20 protein-coding genes are annotated in these 21,559 nt (G+C 41.1%); 8 read left to right on the forward strand and 12 right to left on the reverse strand.

Annotated elements, in window-relative coordinates; genetic code table 11:
* Window positions 1-7 precede the first annotated feature (7 nt).
* Both rlmD and cysM read right to left on the reverse strand, forming a co-directional pair.
* On the reverse strand, window positions 8-1,318 hold the full coding sequence (gene rlmD, locus ABFY09_RS03850) for a 23S rRNA (uracil(1939)-C(5))-methyltransferase RlmD (protein ID WP_347982974.1): 1,311 nt from the start codon (window positions 1,316-1,318) through the stop codon (window positions 8-10).
* Window positions 1,319-1,437: 119 nt separating this feature from the next.
* The gene (cysM, locus tag ABFY09_RS03855) at window positions 1,438-2,337 is read right to left on the reverse strand and encodes a cysteine synthase CysM (RefSeq protein ID WP_347982975.1); all 900 of its coding nucleotides are present in this window, start codon (window positions 2,335-2,337) and stop codon (window positions 1,438-1,440) included.
* Window positions 2,338-2,560: 223 nt separating this feature from the next.
* Here cysM and ABFY09_RS03860 point away from each other — a divergent pair, with 223 nt between their 5' ends.
* On the forward strand, window positions 2,561-5,347 hold the full coding sequence (locus ABFY09_RS03860; RefSeq protein ID WP_347982976.1) for a response regulator: 2,787 nt from the start codon (window positions 2,561-2,563) through the stop codon (window positions 5,345-5,347).
* Here the strand turns inward: ABFY09_RS03860 and acpS are convergent.
* The 9 genes from acpS to ABFY09_RS03905 form a co-directional block, all read right to left on the reverse strand.
* Window positions 5,314-5,700 carry a holo-ACP synthase gene (acpS, locus tag ABFY09_RS03865; protein ID WP_347982977.1) on the reverse strand — a complete coding sequence of 129 codons (387 nt, stop codon included), beginning with the start codon at window positions 5,698-5,700 and terminating at the stop codon, window positions 5,314-5,316. The two genes, ABFY09_RS03860 and acpS, sit on opposite strands and share 34 nt — an antisense overlap.
* Before the next feature lie 29 nt (window positions 5,701-5,729).
* Window positions 5,730-6,467 (reverse strand): DNA repair protein RecO C-terminal domain-containing protein, encoded by a 738-nt coding sequence (locus ABFY09_RS03870; protein ID WP_347982978.1) that lies wholly within the window; start codon window positions 6,465-6,467, stop codon window positions 5,730-5,732.
* Between the two features lie 5 nt (window positions 6,468-6,472).
* Window positions 6,473-7,381, reverse strand: a complete 909-nt coding sequence (gene era, locus ABFY09_RS03875) for a GTPase Era (protein ID WP_347982979.1) — start codon at window positions 7,379-7,381, stop codon at window positions 6,473-6,475.
* On the reverse strand, window positions 7,374-8,057 hold the full coding sequence (gene rnc / locus ABFY09_RS03880) for a ribonuclease III (protein ID WP_347982980.1): 684 nt from the start codon (window positions 8,055-8,057) through the stop codon (window positions 7,374-7,376). The genes era and rnc overlap by 8 nt, the downstream gene beginning before the upstream one ends.
* Window positions 8,058-8,075: 18 nt before the next feature.
* Window positions 8,076-8,900: a signal peptidase I gene (gene lepB / locus ABFY09_RS03885; protein WP_347982981.1), complete on the reverse strand. Its 825-nt coding sequence runs from the start codon at window positions 8,898-8,900 to the stop codon at window positions 8,076-8,078.
* A gap of 54 nt (window positions 8,901-8,954) precedes the next feature.
* A complete protein-coding gene (gene lepA / locus ABFY09_RS03890; RefSeq protein WP_347982982.1) occupies window positions 8,955-10,757 on the reverse strand; it encodes a translation elongation factor 4 in 1,803 nt (600 codons plus the stop codon).
* Window positions 10,758-10,961: 204 nt separating this feature from the next.
* A complete protein-coding gene (locus ABFY09_RS03895) occupies window positions 10,962-11,594 on the reverse strand; it encodes a riboflavin synthase subunit alpha (RefSeq protein ID WP_347982983.1) in 633 nt (210 codons plus the stop codon).
* A 211-nt stretch (window positions 11,595-11,805) separates the two neighbouring features.
* On the reverse strand, window positions 11,806-12,642 hold the full coding sequence (locus ABFY09_RS03900) for a transporter substrate-binding domain-containing protein (RefSeq protein ID WP_347982984.1): 837 nt from the start codon (window positions 12,640-12,642) through the stop codon (window positions 11,806-11,808).
* Between the two features lie 227 nt (window positions 12,643-12,869).
* Complete coding sequence (locus ABFY09_RS03905) at window positions 12,870-15,086, reverse strand: transglycosylase domain-containing protein (RefSeq protein ID WP_347982985.1); 2,217 nt, start codon at window positions 15,084-15,086, stop codon at window positions 12,870-12,872.
* Window positions 15,087-15,440: 354 nt separating this feature from the next.
* On the opposite strand from ABFY09_RS03905, the gene ABFY09_RS03910 reads away from it, so the two are divergent.
* The 4 genes from ABFY09_RS03910 to modC all read left to right on the forward strand — a co-directional run bounded on the left by ABFY09_RS03910 (window position 15,441) and on the right by modC (window position 18,473).
* Window positions 15,441-15,770 carry a Rieske 2Fe-2S domain-containing protein gene (locus ABFY09_RS03910; RefSeq protein WP_347982986.1) on the forward strand — a complete coding sequence of 110 codons (330 nt, stop codon included), beginning with the start codon at window positions 15,441-15,443 and terminating at the stop codon, window positions 15,768-15,770.
* 99 nt (window positions 15,771-15,869) lie between these two features.
* On the forward strand, window positions 15,870-16,607 hold the full coding sequence (modA, locus tag ABFY09_RS03915; protein ID WP_347982987.1) for a molybdate ABC transporter substrate-binding protein: 738 nt from the start codon (window positions 15,870-15,872) through the stop codon (window positions 16,605-16,607).
* A gap of 61 nt (window positions 16,608-16,668) precedes the next feature.
* Window positions 16,669-17,367: a molybdate ABC transporter permease subunit gene (gene modB, locus ABFY09_RS03920; RefSeq protein WP_347982988.1), complete on the forward strand. Its 699-nt coding sequence runs from the start codon at window positions 16,669-16,671 to the stop codon at window positions 17,365-17,367.
* Window positions 17,364-18,473 carry a molybdenum ABC transporter ATP-binding protein gene (gene modC, locus ABFY09_RS03925; RefSeq protein WP_347982989.1) on the forward strand — a complete coding sequence of 370 codons (1,110 nt, stop codon included), beginning with the start codon at window positions 17,364-17,366 and terminating at the stop codon, window positions 18,471-18,473. Before modB ends, modC begins: the two co-directional genes overlap by 4 nt.
* Window positions 18,474-18,506: 33 nt before the next feature.
* On the opposite strand, the gene ABFY09_RS03930 is transcribed toward modC, so the two are convergent.
* On the reverse strand, window positions 18,507-19,145 hold the full coding sequence (locus ABFY09_RS03930) for an HD domain-containing protein (RefSeq protein WP_347982990.1): 639 nt from the start codon (window positions 19,143-19,145) through the stop codon (window positions 18,507-18,509).
* A 239-nt stretch (window positions 19,146-19,384) separates the two neighbouring features.
* Here ABFY09_RS03930 and ABFY09_RS03935 point away from each other — a divergent pair, with 239 nt between their 5' ends.
* The 3 genes from ABFY09_RS03935 (at window position 19,385) to ABFY09_RS03945 (ending at window position 21,549) form a co-directional block, all read left to right on the forward strand.
* Window positions 19,385-19,711, forward strand: coding sequence for an EamA family transporter (locus tag ABFY09_RS03935; protein ID WP_347982991.1), 327 nt, complete (start codon window positions 19,385-19,387; stop codon window positions 19,709-19,711).
* A complete protein-coding gene (locus tag ABFY09_RS03940; RefSeq protein ID WP_347982992.1) occupies window positions 19,692-20,111 on the forward strand; it encodes an EamA family transporter in 420 nt (139 codons plus the stop codon). Before ABFY09_RS03935 ends, ABFY09_RS03940 begins: the two co-directional genes overlap by 20 nt.
* A gap of 403 nt (window positions 20,112-20,514) precedes the next feature.
* Window positions 20,515-21,549 (forward strand): GGDEF domain-containing protein, encoded by a 1,035-nt coding sequence (locus ABFY09_RS03945; protein WP_347982993.1) that lies wholly within the window; start codon window positions 20,515-20,517, stop codon window positions 21,547-21,549.
* Window positions 21,550-21,559 lie beyond the last annotated feature (10 nt).

Consider the following 21,559-nt stretch of genomic DNA (forward strand, 5'->3'; position numbering starts at 1 on the left):
CCTCGAATTACTTCTTTCTTTGCAGTAACATCATCGTCTCAACGTGCGAGGTCTGAGGAAACATATCCATTAAACTAACACGCAATACACGATATCCCTTCGTAACTAAGTATTCTGCATCTCTCGCTAAAGTGGAAGCATTGCAAGAAACATACAATATTTGCATAGGTTTAATTTTTATTATCGTATCTAAAAATTCAAAGGCACCAGCACGAGGCGGGTCCAATAAAATTTTTGTCACCTTATCTTTAATAAACTTTTTAGCGATCGGTTGAGTTAAATCCGCTGCCACAAATGACACATTATCCAAGCCATTAAGCTCAGCATTATTTTGCGCCGCTTGTACCATAGCCTCTTGTACCTCAACACCAATCACGGATTTAGCTCGTTTCGCTAAAGGCAAAGAAAAATTCCCCACACCACAAAACAGATCTAAAATCACATCTTCTTGAGTAAGATTAAGCCATTCTATCGCCTGCGCTACCATTTTCTGGTTCATCATCGTATTCACTTGAATAAAGTCCTGAGGATGATAATTAAAGCGCATGCTATCTAAATCGTAATAACGCATGTCTTCTAATTCAACACACGCTTTGGTCTCTTTTGGTGCTTGCCAATATAAAACAATATCTTCAGATTTTGCCCAGGTTTGCCATTGAGCGGTTAGCGAGTCAGCAATTGCAATCGTGAGTCGAAACAATACCGACACACCTTTTGAGTCTTCTAATAACTCTATATGACCTAGTGATTTTACCAACTCATTATTAGGCAAAGTCGCTGTCAATGAAGAAAATACAGCCTGTAAAGGCTCTGTGAGGACGACACATTGTTCAATAGCGATAATTTCTTTTGAGGCTTTAGCGCGGAACCCTAACCCACCACTTTTATAATCGATGGCGATCCTGGCGCGACGTCTATAGCCCTCTCCTTTATCCACCAAAATATGCATATCTTCATCAGACATAACATTACGCAACTGGCCTTTAAGCCAAGTCGACTTAGCAGAAACTTGCTCTTGCCAAGATAAATGTTGAAAACTGCATCCACCACATTCAAAAAAATGCTGACAAGAAGGGTCTATTCTGTATTGGCTAGGCTCAATTACTTCAGATAATTTAGCTTCGTCGAAGTGTCGACCAGTTTTTGTGATTTGAGCACTCACCGCTTCACCTGGTAAAGCGCCATCAATAAAAACGACCTTACCATTCAAACGAGCAACACCTTTGGCTTCATGGGTTAAACCATCAATATGAAAGGTTTGGAGTGGCCCTATTGGCTGGGCTTTTGGTTGGCGGCGTGAATGTGTTCTTCTTCTCAAAGGAGACTCTCTTTTTCAGAGGTTACGATTTATTGCGGGACATTCTATCGCATCTGTCTGTAGATCAACATGCTTACAGTTGCCCTCAATTCATTCCTGCAGAGTGAGGGCAAAGCAAGTTAACTCTTTGATTCGAAAACACCTGTTGATAAATATCGATCACCTCGATCGCATATAATCGCAACAATAACCGCATTATTCACTTTCTCTGATAACGCCAACGCCATAGCGACAGAGCCACCAGAAGACACACCACAGAAAACCCCTTCCTCTGTTGCTAAGCGGCGCATAGTTATTTCCGCATCACTTTGAGCAACATCCATAACAGTATCAACCCGGGTTTCGTCAAAAATAGCCGGCAAATAATCCTTATTCCAACGACGAATACCAGGAATACTGGCGCCATCTTGTGGTTGCAAACCAACAATTTGAATGTCTTTATTTTGTTCTTTAAGGTACTTCGAAACTCCCATGATGGTGCCAGTAGTTCCCATAGAACTAACAAAGTGTGTCACTGTACCTTGTGTTTGCTGCCAAATTTCAGGACCTGTTGTAAGGTAGTGAGCGCTGGGATTATCTTGGTTCGCAAACTGATTCAACACAATACCAACGCCTTGGTCTTGCATCTCTTGAGCAAGGTCTCTCGCTCGTTCCATGCCTTCTTCTTTGCTAACCAAATGTAAAACCGCACCATAAGCCGACATCGCAGACTTGCGCTCCTGACTCATATTATCAGGCATAATCAAATGCATTTTATAACCTTTAATCGCAGCCACCATTGCCAGAGCAATCCCTGTGTTTCCGCTTGTAGCTTCAATCAAACTGTCTCCTGGCTTAATATCGCCTCGTAATTCAGCCTGATAAATCATATTTAAAGCAGGTCGATCTTTTACTGAACCTGCTGGGTTTTGCCCTTCCAACTTTAAAAGAATAGTATTGCTCGAGTTCGGGTTAATACGCTGCAAACGAACCAAAGGAGTCTGTCCGATTAAGGACTCAATAGTAGGATATTCGATCATAAAAAAACTTCATTGACATTGATGACATAGGGAATGACACTTAACACATGCTACCTATTTAAAAACACTTATGCCAAACAGTACAATAAGAAAGCGTTATAAACTTAGTGTTTAATTCGTATTTAAGATAAAAAACATGAATATCACGGTTTTCTCTATCTTGGTGCGGTTAGTCTTCATACAAAACACCTATGATTAATTCATCACACAGATTCTTGATATTATGAAATTATCAGCTCAACTAAGTGTAAGTAACAAACTATTTTGGGCACTGTTCACTCCTGCGTTTGTTGTCTCTCTACTTGCCTGTTTCTTCCTACTCTCCTCACGCTTTAGTGACTTAGATCAAAACTTATATGAACGCACAGAACACATAACAGAGCAGGTTGCCACCACCAGTGAATATGCTATCGTTTTTTCCGATGAAAGAATGATTCATAGAACCCTACAAAACGCTTTGAGTCATGAAGATATTAGCAGTATTCAAATATTTGACAGTGAACAACACATCATCGCTGAATTAGGTAAATCACCCACTTTACAAGACAGTGCGTTTTCAGCCGAAGCTGATCGCATAACCGAATACGGTGAATATCTAGAATCCATAAGACAGATTTACTACTCCAATAATACACTGGATAGCACCTTACCTTCCCAAGCGACTCTTTTTGAGCCTCAAAATCAGCGAAACTTAATCGGCTGGGTGAGAATTGAAGCAAGCAAATCCGTTGCCCAAATCAAGAAATACCAATACGCAAGCATCATTATCTTTATCCTAATCGCCTACAACATTCTGATGGCTGTAGGCGCTTTTCGAATTTCAAGAAAACTATCTCAACCAATCAATAAGCTTTCTAGTGCCTTAAACCGATTAGTCAAAGGGCAGTTTTCTACTGTGAAACTAATAAAACTTCCTGCTGAATACAGTGACCTTCAAAAAGACTTATTAGATTTAACAGAACGTTTAGAAAACCACACAGAAGAACTAATTACAGGCATAGATCAAGCAACAGAAGACATCCGCCGCAGCATGGACAGCATGGAAGAAAAAAGCGCTCAACTTCATATTGCTAACCGTGAAGCCACCGAATCCAACCGTTTAAAATCACAGTTTCTTGCAAATATCAGCCATGAAGTACGCACCCCTCTAAACGCTATTTTGGGCTACACAAAGACATTACAGAAAGAAATAAGAGAACCTCAACAAAAGCTGTATGTGGATACAATCCAACAATCTACTAACAGTCTGCTCGCTATTATTGGGGATATTTTAGACTTCTCAAAAATTGAAGCTGGCAAGCTGAGTTTAGAAAGCAATCATTTCAACCTTAAATCCTTAATTGACGAGATATATCAAACACTTAGCATCAATGTGCTTTCCAAAGAAAAACACATTGATCTTGTACCTGAGTTCGGTGAAAACATACCTGAATGGTTTATCGGCGATAGAATAAGAGTCCGACAGATTCTGACAAACCTCATTGGTAACGCCATCAAGTTTACCCATCAAGGATCCATTCGCACAAAAGTATCTCTTCTGTCTGAGCACGAAGAAAACATGATGCTGTCCTTTCAAGTCATTGATACCGGAATAGGTATACCTGAGCAAAAAATAAACCGCTTATTCAAGCCATTTTCTCAGATAGATACTAGCACCACTCGACAATTTGGTGGCACAGGTTTGGGATTGGTCATTACGAAAAAACTTGTAGAGCAGATGAATGGAAGAATCGAAGTCAGTAGCGACCCAAGAATAGGCTCTACATTCCGCTTTACCTTGTGCTTAAAGGTATCACCCAAAGCCACAATCACTTATGAACCGCTGAACCGCCATGTCATCTTATTAGAACCTAGCACAACTTATCGTGGCTATATCAACAAATACCTCCAAGATATTGGTGTAGGCTGCTCTTCTTGCTCAGATCTAGAACAAGTCATTACTCTCATCAACAAACAGCACGATCAAACAGACGCCATTTTATTAAGTGTCACATCAGACGCCCAAAGCATTGCAGAGGCAAAAGAATTAATCCTTTATTCTTCTCAACAATATGGCATTCCTTGCATATTGATGATTCAACCGCCAGGCCAAATTTCTCATTACACAGACCTAAAAAACGTCTGCAAAGACATTTTACTCAAACCTGTCAGCCAAAGCAGACTGTATACTGTACTGCAAAATGTGGATCACACAGTCCTCATAGAAGCACCTGCTCCAGAAGTGCAAATGGAGAAACTGGAAGGCATAAAGATTTTGGCTGTGGACGACAGTCCAATTAACCTTCAATTACTAAAGCATTGGCTCACTCCAAAAGGATTGGAAGTATCAATTGCTTACAGTGGCCATCAAGCTATCGAAATGGCAACACAAGATAAATACGACATTATTTTCATGGACATTCAAATGCCGGAAATGGATGGTATGGAAACTACTCAACAATTACGCCTTTTAGAAAGCTATAAAGACACACCGATCATCGCTTTAACCGCTCACGCTTTAGAATCAGAACAACAGCAAATCCTTGCTAGTGGTATGAATGCCTATTTGACCAAGCCAGTTGACGAAGAAGTCTTACTCAACACCATTGAAACATGGCATACAAATACAGACTCATTCCAAGATCAAGTCGATGAAAAAATGCAAAACATCTTCTCCCTAGAGAAAGCCCTTAATATTGTGGATGGCAGAGCAGACATCGCAAAAGAAATGTTCGACATGCTGGCCAACTCATTGGAGGCTGAGAAAAAGCTCATCAAGCATCATCTAGAAAATCAAGACACCGGCAAACTGATTGAAGTGATCCACCGAATACATGGCGCATCAAAATACACAGGAACGATTAACTTAGCGCGCCATGCAGGCTTTTTAGAAACACACTTAAAGGAATTAGGGCTCGAAGAAATAGAGGGCGTTGTGGAAGATTTCATGGAAGCGATAGAAGAACTGGTCAGCCATCGCAAACTCATTGCTTGGCCTCAGCCTTTAGACTCTAATATCACAAACGCTTGAGCGTAGGCTTTCTCATCCGTCAAACTCAAATGCCAAGTAACAGGGAAATCGAAGCGGGCAAGTATACTGTCATCAACCATCAAAACCGGCTGACCTGAAGGCAAATTATTGATAGAAAAATGTTGAAAACTAACGCCTGAGCCTATACCTGTACCTAACGCTTTTACTGCCGCCTCTTTTGCTGCGAAGCGTTTGGCAACAAAGGCATTCGCTTGGTCTACATGATGAATACCAGACCAACGCTGCTTTTCCTCTTCCGTTAAAATACGGTCAATAAAACGCTCTCCCAAACGCTCAACAGATTGAGCAATTCGAGCAATATCAACCAAGTCTGTTCCAATACCAATAATCAAACTGACTCTCCTTTAAAGGTCAAAAGTGCTCATAGGGACCGAAAGATGGGCACGCCTAAATGACGTTCACCTTGAAAAGGCTGTTGAGGCAATAAACGCCTAGATGTGATAGGTTTCCCATTTAACAGGCCATCAAGCCAGTTGCGATGCAACTCTTTCGCAAGACTTAACACTTGTTTGTCTGTCCACTGACCTGAATGATAATTCAATGCGACCTGTCCTTCGACAAACAACACAGGAGTTTGCTTAGGTATATCGCCATAATAGGGTCGCAGGCCAAGCTTATAATTAAACTGGTACATTTGCCCAGCCTCTACCGCTTCCCCTCTTCCAGTAGAAGACATATCAATGGCCATGCCAAGATCTGAAAACAGTCCGACCTCAAAACGCCGTAGCAAAGGCGCAATGGGCGCTCCTGTGTGCAAACTCTCAATCAGCCAACGATAAAGCGTAAACACATCTGGCAACGGCAAATTAAGCGGTAAAAGCTTTACCAATAATTCATGAGCATAAAACGCCGCATACAAAGGTAAACCCTCAAGAGAAAACGCCGATTTAACCGCTTCTAAGCTTTTGATGGTTTTCAGGTCACTGCGGCCAACATAATCCATTTCGTAACACAAAAAAGACCCAGGAATCACCCGAGCCTCTTTTTTTGGTAAACGCCATACTCCTCGAACTAACCCTTGTTCATAAGTAAGCACATCCAACAAAATCTTGCTGTCTTGGAATGGGCGAGTATGAATCACATACGCAGCAGCGCGCATCGCAATTACTCTTCCTGATAACCTAAGCTTGCTAATGCACGAGTATCATCAGACCAACCAGCTCTCACCTTGATCCAAAGGTTCAGCATGACTTTATGCTGAAACAAGTTCTCCATATCAATGCGCGCCTCTTTGCCAATCAATTTAATTTTCTCGCCACGCTCACCAATAATAATGCGTTTTTGGCCATTACGCTCAACAAGAATCAAAGCACTGATATGTATCGCTGACTCTTCGTAAGTAAACTCTTCAATTTGAACGGCTACTTCGTAAGGCACTTCTTGCCCAAGTTGACGAGTGATTTTTTCACGCACGATTTCCGCAGCCAAAAAGCGAGAGCTTCGATTAGTAATCTGATCTTCTGGGTAAAACTGAGTACCTTCTGGTATGTAGCCTTCCACCAATCGTTCTAGTCTGTCGAGGTTATCATTACGCAACGCTGAAATCGGTACAATTTGAGCAAAGTTCATGCGGTCTGATAAATTTGCCAAACGAGGTAATAAGTCTTCTTTCTGATCCAGTTGATCGACTTTATTTACCACCAAGACCACAGGGCATCGAGCATTTTTTACCTTCTGGAGAACAGATTCATCTTCTTCAGTCCAGCGGTCTGCATCAATTACAAACAACACCACATCTACATCTTTTAATGCGGCCGCAGCGGTTTTGTTCATAATGCGGTTGATGGTTTTGCTTTCGCCTAGGTGTAATCCAGGTGTATCTACGTAGATGGCTTGAACATGCCCTTCTGTTTTTACACCTAAAATTTGATCTCGTGTTGTCTGCGGCTTACGCGAAGTAATAGATAACTTTTGACCTAAAATATGGTTCAATAAAGTAGACTTACCAACATTAGGACGCCCAACAATGGCAATGTACCCACAATGGGTAATCTCAACTTCAACCTCAGACATCTTTCTTTTCCAGTTTTTTTAAGGCTTTGGCTGCAGCATTTTGCTCTGCAATTCTTCGGCTATTACCTTTACCTTCGATAACGCCCTCGTAGGCTTCAATCTGACAATTAACATAAAATGTTTGGTCATGAGGCTCTCCATCAATCTTCACCACCTCATACTGAGGCAAACCATATTTACGTGCCTGTAAATACTCTTGAAGACGGGTTTTTGCATCTTTGGTGACAACCTTTAATGACGTTGCATCTAGACGCTCTTTATACCAATCCAAAATATGTTGACGACAAACGTCCATTCCCGCGTCCAGATAAATAGCACCTATGATGCCTTCCACTGCATCAGCAAGAATCGAATCCCGTCTGAAACCACCGCTTTTTAATTCACCTGCTCCCAGCTTCAAAAAGTCACCCAATTGAAACTCTCGCGCTAACTCAGCCAGTGTATCTCCTTTTACCAGAGAGGCACGTAAGCGGCTAAGCTCCCCTTCTTTCGCTTTTGGGAAGCGATGAAAAAGGTCTTCTGCAATAACGTAATTAAGAATAGAGTCACCTAAGAACTCGAGGCGTTCATTATTCTTCCCACCAAAGCTACGGTGTGTAAGTGCTAATTCTAGCAATCCAAGATCCGCAAAAAAGTAACCTATGCGGCGACTCAACTTCTGATACAGTGAGCTCAAAATTTCTCCAAAAAATACTTATTCAATCAAACCATTGTTTTTAAAGCTTGGAATACTGAAAAAGTCATCCCAATGCAGCCACACATAAAAAGCACGGCCTTTCATATTTTCTTCTGGTACAAATCCCCAAAATCGACTGTCAGCACTATTGTCTCTGTTATCACCCATCACAAAGTAATGACCTTCAGGCACAACCCATTCACCTTCATGAGGCGTAAAGCGATAACTATTGTATATCTTATGTTGCGCATCACTCAGGGTTTCATCAAACACTTCAACCGGCTCTCCGCTTGAGTTCAAAGAAACAGATAATTTGGCCAATAGAGTCTTACTGATCTTTTCGCCGTTTACTGTTAATTCTTTATTTCGGTAAGCGACTTTATCACCAGGTAAACCAACTAATCGTTTAATATAATTCAAGCTTGGGTCTTGTGGGTATTTAAAAACCACAACATCTCCACGCTCAGGCTCATTAGTAGGAAGGATTGTAGAATTCAGTACAGGTAACCTGACACCGTATTCGAATTTATTCACAAGAATGAAGTCACCTATTTTCAATGTCGGCAGCATAGAGCCAGATGGAATCTGAAAAGGCTCCACCACGAAAGAACGCAGACCAAAAATAACAGCAATAATAACAAAGTAGGATTTAACTTCTGTTACAAGCTTAGGCGTCTGAGCCAGTGTTTGTTTAACGTCTTTACTAATCGCATTACGAACTTCCTGTGTCATTTCCGCTAATGCCAATTTACGCTTCGGCAAATAAACAATTCTATCGTAAACCCAAACCGCACCAGTCACCAAAAAAGCAATGACTAAAATTAGTTCGAAATCAAAACCCATTACATCTCTCCATCACGGGACAAAACAAACTTGTGCCGGCGTCACTATTAATATCTAGTTATCAATTTGCAAAGCAGCCAAGAAAGCGGATTGAGGCACTTCCACATTACCCACCTGCTTCATTCGCTTTTTACCTTCTTTCTGCTTCTGCAAAAGCTTCTTCTTACGACTCACATCACCGCCGTAACACTTAGCGATAACGTTTTTACGTAAAGCCTTTACTGTAGTACGTGAAATAATTTTAGCACCCACTGCACCTTGTATAGCTACATCAAACATTTGACGAGGAATTAAGTCTTTCATTTTTTCACATAAAGCACGCCCTTTATATTGCACGTTATCTTTATGCATAATAAGAGCAAGCGCATCAACACGCTCACCATTGATAAGAATATCCAAACGACATAAAGGCGCTGGACTAAAGTGACTAAAGCTGTAATCCAAAGACGCAAAACCGCGGCTACAAGATTTAAGCTTATCGAAGAAGTCCATAACCACTTCATTCATTGGCAATTCATAGCGCAATTGAACTTGCTGACCTACGTACTGCATGTCTTTTTGCAATCCGCGTTTTTCTACACACAAGGTAATCACATTACCAAGGTATTCTTGCGGAACCAGAATATTAGCTTCAACAATTGGCTCACGCATTTCTCTGATACTGCCGGGATCTGGCATTTTTGAAGGGCTATCAACGTTAATAACATCACCATTGTTCATCTCAACTTCAAACACTACCGTTGGCGCAGTTGTAATCAGATCTAAATCGTATTCACGTTCCAGGCGCTCTTGTATAATCTCCATGTGTAACATACCTAAGAAACCACAACGGAAACCAAAACCTAACGCATCTGAACTTTCTGGTTCAAAAAACAGAGATGCATCATTCAAAGTAAGCTTATCAAGAGCAACACGAAAATCTTCGTAGTCATCAGAACTTACAGGAAATAAACCTGCATATACCTGAGGCTTTACCTTTTGGAAACCAGCAAGCTGCTCTACATCAGGCGTAGAAGAGTGAGTAATGGTGTCACCCACTGGCGCACCATGAATATCTTTAATACCAGCAACAACATAACCCACTTCGCCGGCTTTCAAGATACCCGTTTCTTTACGTTTTGGTGTGAATATGCCAGCCATATCAACAGGGTGAATCTGTTTCGTGGATTTGATAAAAATCTTATCTTTCTTGCGTAAAGTACCTTGTTTAATTCGCACCAGAGACACAACACCAAGGTAATTATCAAACCATGAGTCGATAATCAAAGCTTGTAAAGGTGCATCTACGTCACCTTCTGGTGGTGGGATCGTAGCAACTAATCGTTCTAATACATCATCTACGCCCATACCTGTTTTGGCAGAACAGGTCACCGCGTCCATTGCATCGATACCAATGATTTCTTCAATTTCTTCACAAACACGTTCTGGCTCGGCCTGAGGTAAATCGATCTTATTCAATACTGGCATAACCTCAAGACCTTGCTCGATCGCCGTATAACAGTTCGCAACAGACTGAGCTTCAACACCCTGGGCTGCATCGACCACCAGCAAAGCGCCCTCACAAGCAGCAAGAGAACGAGACACCTCATAAGAGAAATCCACATGTCCAGGAGTGTCGATGAAGTTTAACTGATAAGTTTGACCGTCTTTTGCGTGATAATCCAAAGTCACACTTTGTGCTTTGATAGTAATGCCTCGTTCACGCTCTATATCCATAGAGTCAAGAACCTGAGCAGACATCTCACGCTCACTCAAGCCTTCACACGTTTGAATAAAACGGTCTGCTAAAGTGGATTTACCATGGTCAATGTGTGCAATAATTGAGAAGTTGCGTATGTGCTTGAGATTGTTAGACATTTTTTACTCTAAATATGTCGTTCTAAGAAGCCACGCACCCATAAATGTACCGACTTTTAGAAAAGACTAAGAAAACAGTGAAAATAATTTTCGGGATTATACAGGGAGTTCGAAGGAGTTGATAGACTAGAAAGTTCTTAAGAAAATGTAAAAAAGCCCCTTTATTCTTGAGGCTTTGTAGAAAGTCTAGAAGCATAGCAAAACTTAAGGAAGAATGACCCCTTTCTCTTTCAACACTCGCTCGACCGTATCCACCGTTGCTTGAGTATGAGCGTCGATTTCCAAGTTCACTCTGCTACCCAATGAAAGATGGCCAAAGGTTGTCAATCGTAGGGTTTCTGGTATCAAAGACACTTCAATCCAATCATCACCAATATCACTGATAGTTAGACTGGAGCCATTCAATCCAACATACCCTTTATTGAATAAATAACGTCGAGCGTCCACTTCTTTTTGACGATCTGTAGTAAAACGAATATGAACCGTCTCTTCCACTTTTTCGATACAAGAAACACTAACCGTCGTCATAATATGACCAGACATAACATGCCCGCCTACTTCATCCCCCATTTTAGCAGCGCGTTCAAAATTAACGCTATCACCAACCTGCAAAAGACCAATATTAGTCAAGGCCAATGTTGTATCAATAACATCAAAAGTAAGCACATCATGAGCGATTTCAGAAACAGTCAAACACACGCCATTAATAGCAACACTCGCTCCCAGCTGTTGCCCTAACATGACGTCAGCAGGAAATGTGACTTCTAAGCGTTTATTACGTCCAAGACTCTGAATGGCTTGAACTGTTGCTGTACCTTGTACAATACCCGTAAACATGAAAACCTCATTTATAGATCAAAATATGAGCTAGGTTAGCCAAATAAAATATGGAAAAACAAAGAGAGAAGAAGAATTAACCAATCTTACGCAAAAGGACAGGATACCTAGCTTAGCGAAAGTTATCACACTTCCACCAATAGGGTTATCCACAAGTTGCGGGGATAACAATACAAAAATAGAAGCTCATAAAGTAAACACTCAAATTAATCTAGTTTATAAAGGTATTGACGTCGCTGTGGTTATCCCATTCTTGTATCCCATCGAGCAATGCTTGCTCCATAAAGCCATCTTGCTTCATTTCCTGTAAAGCGCTGGCAATATGGTACTTCAGCGCCCCTTGATTACAAGGCGACTGCTTTGAAATCGTTAAATATAAACCTTCACTGCTAACATAAGGTTCAACAGAAATCAGTAAATTTGCCAACTTCATTTGATTTGCATAGGCCATAGCAGGGCTTTTTTCGTAAAGAACATAATCAACACGGTGAGCAGCCAACATCTCTAAAGCTTGCGATAAGCTCGCCACAGTCAATATATTCAAATGACGCAAAGCGTATTTATCAAACTCCTGACCAAAGCTGTTATTAATAACAGTCACACCCCATTTCCCTTCTAAATCTTCTTTTTTATTGAAGGGAAATCTCTTGTCCATATGCTGCCAAACAACACTCGTTGTATTCAGCATTACAGGCGTAAAATAATCCATATAATTGGCGCGCTCGTTGGTATAAAAAGCACCAGCCATAAGATCAACATTACCATTCTTAACATCAGTCTGAGCACGAGACCAAGGCCCAACATGCATCAATTTAATAGGAATATGAATGCGGCGGCTAATTTCATCAATGATCAGTCGATTCACGCCCAATAGTTCATTAGATGAATGATCTTTACGCCATAAGAAAGGAGGGTATTCTGAGTTGCCCGACGCCGTCAGCGAGGTACACTGAACATCGGAAGCTATTTGAATCTCGGCTAACGCCAATTCAATTTTGAAAATACTCGCAGATAGAAGCAAAAGTACAAGATGTTTGCGTAACCACATAAAATGTCATTCCCAAAGCACGACTAATAAAATATAAATACTCTTTTTAAAACTGAAAAATAGCGTACTTATAAAAACAATTACGTCATCCCTCCCCTCATAGTTGAACTAATCCACAACTACTCTAACGCTTCCCTTTTGTAGACTTTTTTATATTCCACCCATTAATATAAGAAACAAACTAAAAAAACAAGAATCAATATCATTTTGACTACATCAACTTAATATTAAAAAGGCCACAAGCAAGAACTGCTGCTTTTCGGTTCCGTTCCTAAAATAAAACTCAATGTAGCTTTATCATCACAACGATCTGCCGCCACCTCAAATTTGTCATCCAACACATTAAAACGCGCCGCGCCACTTGGCAAATCGCTCGGCAAAGACCTAGAGTTCACATTCTTGGCAAAGTCGATCCACACTTTCTGAGCACCACTACTCCCGGTAATACTTAATGGAACATTGTCATCATCGCCAAGCCAAATAGTGGAAGCGTAATCGCCAGTGATCCCGACATACCAGCTGTCCTTTTGCTGGTTAGTGGTTCCTGTTTTGGCCGCAAAGTTTAAGTTAGGGAAAAACGCTTGTGCCGCACGCGCCGTTCCAATTTTTGGCGTTTTTGTCATGCCGTCTAACGTGACAGCCAAAACAGCATCAGTAAAAGGCACTTCTGTATCTTGATTAAAACGCTTCATTAACTGATCGTTTTGATCCATTACGGCCAGAACAATCCCTAACTCACTGCTTCTACCTTGAGAAGCAATTGGCTGATACAAACGGGACACTTCGAATGGAGAAAGTTCAAGAGCACCAAGAGCGGTTGCCGGATGCATAGTAAATGGGCGTTTCACTCCCAACTGCCTTAATGTGTCCCCTACTCGATCAAAACCAATATCTTGCGCGACAGCAACGGTTGCTAAGTTATAAGATTTCGCCATAGCTTCATAGAGATGAACCACGCCATGAGTTCTACGATCATAATTCTCTGGCTCCCAGATTTGTCCACCGACCTGAAAACGTAATCGCTTATCTTCCACTTGCGTCCACCAGGTATAACGTCCCGTTGCCAAAGCAGCTAAATACAAAGGAGGTTTCACCAATGAGCCTATTGGCCTAACAGCGCCCAACGCACGGTTAAAGCCTGTGTAGTAATCACCACTTGAACCAACAACCGCTCTCACTTGGCCAGACAATCTATCCGTCACCACCATCGCACCTTGAAGGCCTTTTAACTTAGGATCACGTCTTTCTAAGCTCGATACTTGACGCTGCATGGCCAAACTCGCCTCACGCTGAGCTCGAATATCGACACCTGTGTAAATCTTCAGGTTCTTTGTAGCCAAAGTCGTTTCATCAAAGTCACGGGACAACTGCATTGCAACAAGATCTAAATAATCCCCGTAAACAGATCGTGACTTTTGTTTCTTCGCCAAACGGATAGGTTGATTGATTAGGCTGTTGTAATCAGCGTTGGTTAAGCGCCCCTGCTCTTGCAAAACAGCAAGCACTGTATTTCGTCTCGCTTTTGCACGATTTGGAGAGCGCTCAGGGTTATAAAGTGATGGGCCTTTTACCATACCAACAAGGAGAGCAAACTCATCGATATTCAACTCATTAACAGGTCGCCCGAAAAAATGCTGGCTGGCCGCAGCAAAACCATGCAAAGCACTGCTGCCTAACTGAGCCAAATACACTTCATTGATGTAAGCCGTAATAATCGCTTCTTTGGAATAGTGGTATTCAAGCAACAAACTCATCACCACTTCCGTTAATTTACGCGTATAAGTTCTCTCGGAACTCAAATACATATTTTTAACCAGCTGCTGAGTAAGCGTAGAACCACCTTGACGACGCGAACCGTGCGTTAAATTCACAACAACCGCGCGGGCAATACCTGTTAAAGAAATCCCCCAGTGCTGGTAAAACTCTCGGTCTTCCACAGCGATAAGAATAGCGATTAAAGGCGCTGGTATTTCATCGTATTTCAATATCTGACGGCTTTCTGTGTTACCGCCATATAAAAAGCCTATTCGTTGAGGCTCTATCCGTGCTTCTTCTATTTGATCACCATTCAGTGCTTGAATGACCAAACGACCATTATCAAAAGAGAAGATACGACGTTGACTTTCATGAAAACCAAGATGATCAATATAGGAGCGTAAATGCGCACTAACTTTGGTTTGACTCCGAGCCGCCCAACCGACTTTTTGGCTGTTGCGCCCAAAACGATATCCTGTTTCTTCTAGCAAGTTCTCGAGATCCTGTTTCTTCCAAGGCGCACCACTTTTAAGAATAACTGGTGCACTGTAAACCTCAGAAGGGACTTGCCATTTTTGCCCTTCGAAACGACTCACGACTTGATCATTTAACCACCATACCCAAATGGCAAATGGAATACTCGCAATTAAGGCGACAATCATGCCCCATTTGAAACAGAAACGAATCATCCTCCTTAGTAACGAAGGTTTTGAGGTCTTTTTTTTAGATTTGGAAGGCTTACGAGAAGACTTTCGCGGAGATTTTACAGGAGTTTTTTTGCTCATAGGCTGTAAGTATAAGGAGCTTAAAGCAGGCAAGCAATCTACAAAATAGAACTAACTCAATTCTTGCATATTGACTCATTCTTCTTAGCGCTTTAGAGTCTTCCGTCACGGAAAATTTATACATCTGACATTTTCCTGAACTTTACCAATGAGAATCCGTAATAAAATTAAAAAGGAACGAAACTTTTTTCCTTTTTTAATCAAGGCAATTTACTTTAACGGATCAATATAACTAATTATAAAAAGTACGGTCATCACGTGTTTAAGAAGCATTTAATTCCTAACGCGCATAACCTCCCAGAAGGTAGAGCGTTAAATATAAAAGTAGCAGAGAACGACTTCCTTATTACTAAACATCAAGGTCGTATTATTGCCTATGAGAATCTTTGCCCACATCAAAACAGACAATTAAATTGGTCTTCAGAAGAAGTCTTGGACGAGGATGGTGATTACCTAAAATGCCATCATCATGGCGCGCTATTTTCACCAAAAGATGGTGCTTGTATCACTGGCCCATGCCAAGGTAGCCAGCTAAAAAAAGCCACCATAGGTATAGAGCAAGGTGAATGCTATCTCCTCTTTGCTTAGTTCACATATCATGATTCAAAAAGACTAGCTGACTAAAATATGAGAGTAAAAGCGACCTCAAAGAAGCATAATTTTTTAAGAAAGATAAAATTCACTCTTTTGTTTATTGTCTCTTTAGGCGGGAGCATTCTTCCCTCTCAGGCGCGATCGGATTCTTTGCATTTGGCTGTCGCCTCCAATTTCATATCGCCAATCAAACAACTTGCGCAAGACTTTGAACAAGAAACAGGACATTCCATCGCTTTGTCCTTCGGTTCTTCAGGTAAGCTCTTCGCTCAAATCCAAAACCATGCGCCTTACGATATTTTCCTCTCCGCGGATGAAAATAAGCCACAGGCACTGATCACCAAACAGCTTGCCATTGCAGACAGCCTAGCGATTTATGCTAAAGGGCAATTGGTTCTTTGGTCGCAAACCCCGATTCCGAAAAATAACCTGAAAGAAGCACTATTAAATGCACGCCGAATCGCAATGGCAAACCCTAGACTCGCCCCTTATGGAAAAGCAGCAGAGGAAAGTCTGCGCAACTTAAGCTTTTGGGATAACATCCAAAACAAATTAGTGCTAGGCGAAAATATAGGGCAAACTTATCAGTTTACCTACTCGAAAAACGCAGATATTGGATTCGTTGCCTTGTCGCAAGTCTTGTCAGGCGACAAGAATGAGTATGTACTCAAACTACCAAAGTCGCTCTATAATGATATAAATCAAGCCGCTGTGACTTTATCTAGAACACAAAAACCTGTATTGGCAGCCTCTTTTATGGCATTTTTAATGCGTGCGGATAACCAAGCTAAAATTGTTGGATCTGGTTACGCTAACAAAGTAACCAATTAAACCAAGGTTATATCCACCACTCTATGTGCCCTAGCACGCAACACCATTAGGCTAATCAAAAATGCAGCTTAGCTCAGAAGACATTGACGCAATATGGCTAACATTAAAGCTCGCTAGCTTAGTGACCTTCTTACTTATTATTATAAGTACACCAGTTGCTTGGTGGTTAGCCCGCACTGGTTCTTGGCTGAAAGGCCCAGTTAATGCCGTTGTTGCCATGCCTTTGGTACTTCCTCCCACCGTTTTGGGCTTTTACTTATTGCTATTTTTAGGCCCAGAAGGTCCGGCAGGAACCCTATTAAGCACATTAGGAATCTCCCCTTTACCGTTCAGCTTTTCAGGCCTTGTTATTGCTTCAATGATCTATTCCTTACCCTTTGTCGTTCAGCCAATTCAAAACGCTTTCCTTGCAATTAACAACAAAACTCTGGAAGCGGCAGCAACATTGCGCTCATCACCTTGGGATTGTTTTTTGTATGTGGTACTCCCTTTGGCAAAACCCGGTTATATCAGCGCGGCTATTTTAGGCTTTGCCCACACTGTGGGTGAATTTGGCGTGGTCTTGATGATAGGCGGCAATATTCCAAAAGAAACGCGAGTCATTTCTGTACAAATTTACGACCATGTCGAAGCACTCGCTTATGAGCAAGCCCACAGTTTGGCTCTCATGATGGTAGCTTTTGCCTTTATTGTGCTTACTTTTTTATACACTGTTCAAAAGCGTCAAAAAAACAAATCGGTTATAGGCAATATCTTATGACCCCAGAACCTATGATAAACGACAAGCAAGCACTAAAAGTCCAAATTAAGCACCAGCAGCATGCCTCGAACTTCGCTTTGGAAATAGACACTTGTCTTCCGAACACCGGAGTCACTGTGATTTTTGGGCCATCTGGCTCTGGCAAAACCACATTGCTACGTTGCATTGCTGGACTAGAAAGAAGCCAACAGAGTCAAATCAGTCTAAACAATGACGCCTGGGAAAATAGCGACACATCCTTGCCTGCATACAAGCGACCAATCGGTTACGTCTTCCAAGAAGCAAATCTCCTCCCGCACCTAACCGCAAAAGAAAACCTACAGTTTGCTATTCGAAGAGCAGATAAAAGCTATTCAATCATCACCTATGATGAAGTGGTTAATTTACTGGAAATTGCACCGATTTTGTCCCAATACCCAGCCCAACTGTCTGGAGGAGAGCGACAACGTGTCGCCATTGCAAGAGCATTATTAATTCAACCCAAACTTCTTCTTATGGACGAGCCTTTAGCCGCTTTGGACAATCGCCTAAAGCAAGAAATCCTTCCTTATCTAGAACGCCTTTGCTATAAAACAAACATCCCAATTCTCTATGTCAGTCACTCTTTAGATGAAGTCATTCGCCTGGCCGACTATATGCTTGTATTAGAAAAAGGCAGAGTTCAAGAAGAAGGTGAAACACAGTCCTTACTAAGCAAATTAGGCACATCATTCTCCAGCCATCAAGACGCCAGTGCCCTTATATCAGGTCAGATAACTCAGCAATCTGATGAATGGGGGCTTTCATGGCTTAGCTTTGGAGAGCACACCATAATGATCAAACAAGGGAGCGAGCAAATCGGCGACCAATTGCGTGTCAGGATACAATCAAGAGATGTCAGCCTTTCCTTAAGCAATCAGGATGACTCCAGTATTCTCAATCGTTTATCGGTCACATTAGATGATATGGTTGAAGATACACTAGAACCAAACATGATGATGGTACGCCTCCTAGCTGGAGACACACCAATTTTAGCCAGAGTAACTGCCTTGTCTGCACATAAATTAAGACTAGAAAAAGGTCAGTCTTTAATAGCACAGATCAAGTCTGTGGCTTTACTGAGATAGCATTTCCTAAATAGAAACTGGCTATTCAACGTCTCAAATCTCTCGTGACAACTCATTCAAAAAAGCGCCCATGAAAATCTCACGCCTTTTACCTTCCTGCTGGGCAGACGCTGTTTGTAAGGTCTCGGTGATGTTAAATAGTTTCGTATAGAAATGATCGATAGAGTAATTTGCATCATCTGGTGTCCTTGTTTCACAAAAAGGATCATCAAGAGAATACAAGGCCCGATTTAATGAACCACTCACTTGCATGCAACGAGCAACGCCCACAGCACCTAGCGCATCCAAACGATCTGCATCTTGTACAATTTTTGCCTCAATACTTTCAGGGGTAATTTGTGCACTAAAACTATGAGCACAAATAGCATGGTGTATCTCAGCGTAATACTCAGATGGATAGTCAATAGACTTCAGAAACTCAATCGCCTTGTCACCAGCCAATTGCGAAGCCAAATGGCGCTGTGGATGATTCTTCGGTAAGTTAGTGCAATCATGCAACCAAGCGGCAGGAACCACTACGGCTAACTCAGCCTTCTCTTCTATTGCCAATCGCTTTGCGACTTTTACTACTCGCAGAATATGATTCAAATCGTGCGCCGCATCTGATGCATTTAGTGACTCAAGAAATATTCGACATAGAGACTCAAGCTCAATCAACTGTGTATCAGTCATGTTTATTCCAAATAGTCTATTCAAACTAAATGAGATGAAACATATCAAATATCACTGAAAAAAAGTAATAAAAAGCAGACGAAAGATTATATTAAAACCAACTGTAAACCAATTAAACCCGACCCAGCAAACTAATTTTCATTGAATAAAAAGTGGTTATACTTACGCGCAAGTTTTACTAGGATTATGCTATGCCAATACTGATTGCAGTCACTCTTCTTTAGGCCTTTTCACTTAGCTTGATAGGCGTTTACTTAGCAGGTCAAGTTGATGCTTGGTTCTCTGTTTTAATGCGAGTAGCTCTTGCTACTTTAATCTTTTCCCCCTTCCTTAAGCTTCGCCAAATTGATAATAAGGTCGCCTTAAAACTGATGATATGCGGTGCGTTACAGCTCGGTATTATGTACGGGATTTATTATCAGTCTTTCTTATATTTATCGGTTCCTGAGGTACTTCTATTTACCGTAATGACGCCTCTTTACGCCACTTTGATCAATGACATCCTAAGCCGTCGTATTAATTTTGGCTTTGCAACCAGTGCCTTAATTGCTAATTGCTATTGCTGATGCAATTACTATTCGCTACCAAGGCATCGATGAAGGCTTCATTAAAGGTTTACTGATTGTTCAAGGCGCGAATATCTGTTTTGCTGCTGGACAAGTAGGTTACAAACGAGTCATAGAAAAACAACATCCAGACTTAGCACAACGCACTGTGTTTGGTTGGTTCTTCCTTGGTGCATTGGCCGTTGTGGTTCCTTGCTACCTTCTTTTAAGCAACCCAGAAAAATCACCAATAACCAGCACACAATGGGATATTTTAATCTATCTAGGCATTGTAGCTTCTGGTCTGGGGCATTTCGCTTGGAATAAGGGCGCAACCTTGGTTGATGTTGGTACGTTAGCAGTAGCTAACAACTTACTTATCCCTGCAGGAATAATAGTGAATGTGCTTTTTTTGGAATAGAGACGCAGATATTCTACGCCTAACAATCGGTGGAGGAATCATCATCTTAGCTTTGTGGATTAACGATAAATTCAATCACAAGCTGTCTAAAGCAAAAGCTCCAACTTAATTTATAATAGCGAGTGAAAGCGTATTTTATCTAACTGAATGCGCTTTCGTTTTATAGCAACAATGAGCAACATCACTTTTCCCCCCCAAAAAAAGACTACCCTCATTCCAGCCTTTTATTTCATTCCCCCCCCCACAAAGCAACTAAACTTCAGAAGCGCAACAACTTAAAGACAAAATGAAAACTTCTGATATAATTCGACAAAAAACTAATATAAAAAATATATATTGATAAGTATTCTTTAATACAATGCTTCTTGGATACTGCACAGTTAAATTAGGTTGATAAAAATTTATGATTAATTCAAGACAACACAAGCTCAATCATAAATTACTCCTACGCATTGTAGAATTAACCATCTCCACCTTGATTATTTCTCTAACGATCAGACCTCTTCTATTTGATATCCATCACTATTTTCTCTGGGTATCTGGATTCGACTTAATTATCGTAAGCTCACTTTACCTCATCATCAGAACTCAAAAGTTTGCAAAGTGGGAAATCACCATAGCCTTAGTTACAGCGATATTTCTGTTACTGCCCATTTTAGCGCTATCAGGAGGTGTAAATAGTCAGATCGCCTACTTCTTACCTCTTATGCCAGTCATGTCAGCGTTATTGGGCGGCCGTTTAGAGTCTCTAGTCATAGGATTTTTACTGGTTATTATTGTCCTGACGTTCACCTACTACAGCGAACATATTATTGATTTGAGCGACGAAATATACACTCATGAAAAGTCTTATAGTCGTGGTTTTTGGCTAATTATTACTGTTATTTTCAGTATGTTTTTTGGCCGTTTTTTCTCGCAAAAACACACTGAATTAACAGATCAGTTGAAAGATGAAAACCTACACGATCATCTGACAGGATTGCTCAATAGACGAGGTTTAGAACTGCATTTTGACAAGGCACTAGAATCGGTTTCTGAGACATCTCCCTTAACCTTAATGCTAATTGATGTGGATTACTTCAAAAAAATCAATGATGAACATGGTCACGATGTGGGAGATGCTTGTTTAGTCGAAGTTGCTTCCACACTCAAAGAAAGCCTCAGAAAGAATGACATTATCGCTCGTTTTGGAGGCGAAGAGTTTATTATCGCACTTCCTAATACATTTAAAATTGAGGCAACAGTGATTGCAGAAAATATCAGACAAACTATTTCTGAAGGCGTTTATAGTTCACTCAAGTTACCTCTGACTATTACACTAGGTCTCACAGAAACAACCCAAGAGAATGATCTGATATTGAAAGTAATCAAACGAGCAGATAAGGCACTTTATAGAGGTAAAGACAAAGGCCGCAATCGATTAGAGTGGTCTAAATAAGAATTGTTAA

Source organism: Marinomonas sp. 5E14-1 (assembly GCF_039939215.1).
Classification (GTDB): Bacteria; Pseudomonadota; Gammaproteobacteria; order Pseudomonadales; family Marinomonadaceae; genus Marinomonas.

Coding starts and splice junctions, on each gene's coding strand:
- cysM (WP_347982975.1), bottom strand. CDS start 2,337: ATGATCGAATATCCTACTATTGAGTCCTTAATCGGACAGACTCCTTTG.
- ABFY09_RS03860 (WP_347982976.1), top strand. CDS start 2,561: ATGAAATTATCAGCTCAACTAAGTGTAAGTAACAAACTATTTTGGGCA.
- ABFY09_RS03870 (WP_347982978.1), bottom strand. CDS start 6,467: ATGCGCGCTGCTGCGTATGTGATTCATACTCGCCCATTCCAAGACAGC.
- era (WP_347982979.1), bottom strand. CDS start 7,381: ATGTCTGAGGTTGAAGTTGAGATTACCCATTGTGGGTACATTGCCATT.
- lepB (WP_347982981.1), bottom strand. CDS start 8,900: ATGGGTTTTGATTTCGAACTAATTTTAGTCATTGCTTTTTTGGTGACT.
- lepA (WP_347982982.1), bottom strand. CDS start 10,757: ATGTCTAACAATCTCAAGCACATACGCAACTTCTCAATTATTGCACAC.
- ABFY09_RS03895 (WP_347982983.1), bottom strand. CDS start 11,594: ATGTTTACGGGTATTGTACAAGGTACAGCAACAGTTCAAGCCATTCAG.
- ABFY09_RS03900 (WP_347982984.1), bottom strand. CDS start 12,642: ATGTGGTTACGCAAACATCTTGTACTTTTGCTTCTATCTGCGAGTATT.
- ABFY09_RS03905 (WP_347982985.1), bottom strand. CDS start 15,086: ATGATTCGTTTCTGTTTCAAATGGGGCATGATTGTCGCCTTAATTGCG.
- modB (WP_347982988.1), top strand. CDS start 16,669: ATGCAGCTTAGCTCAGAAGACATTGACGCAATATGGCTAACATTAAAG.
- modC (WP_347982989.1), top strand. CDS start 17,364: ATGACCCCAGAACCTATGATAAACGACAAGCAAGCACTAAAAGTCCAA.
- ABFY09_RS03930 (WP_347982990.1), bottom strand. CDS start 19,145: ATGACTGATACACAGTTGATTGAGCTTGAGTCTCTATGTCGAATATTT.
- ABFY09_RS03945 (WP_347982993.1), top strand. CDS start 20,515: ATGATTAATTCAAGACAACACAAGCTCAATCATAAATTACTCCTACGC.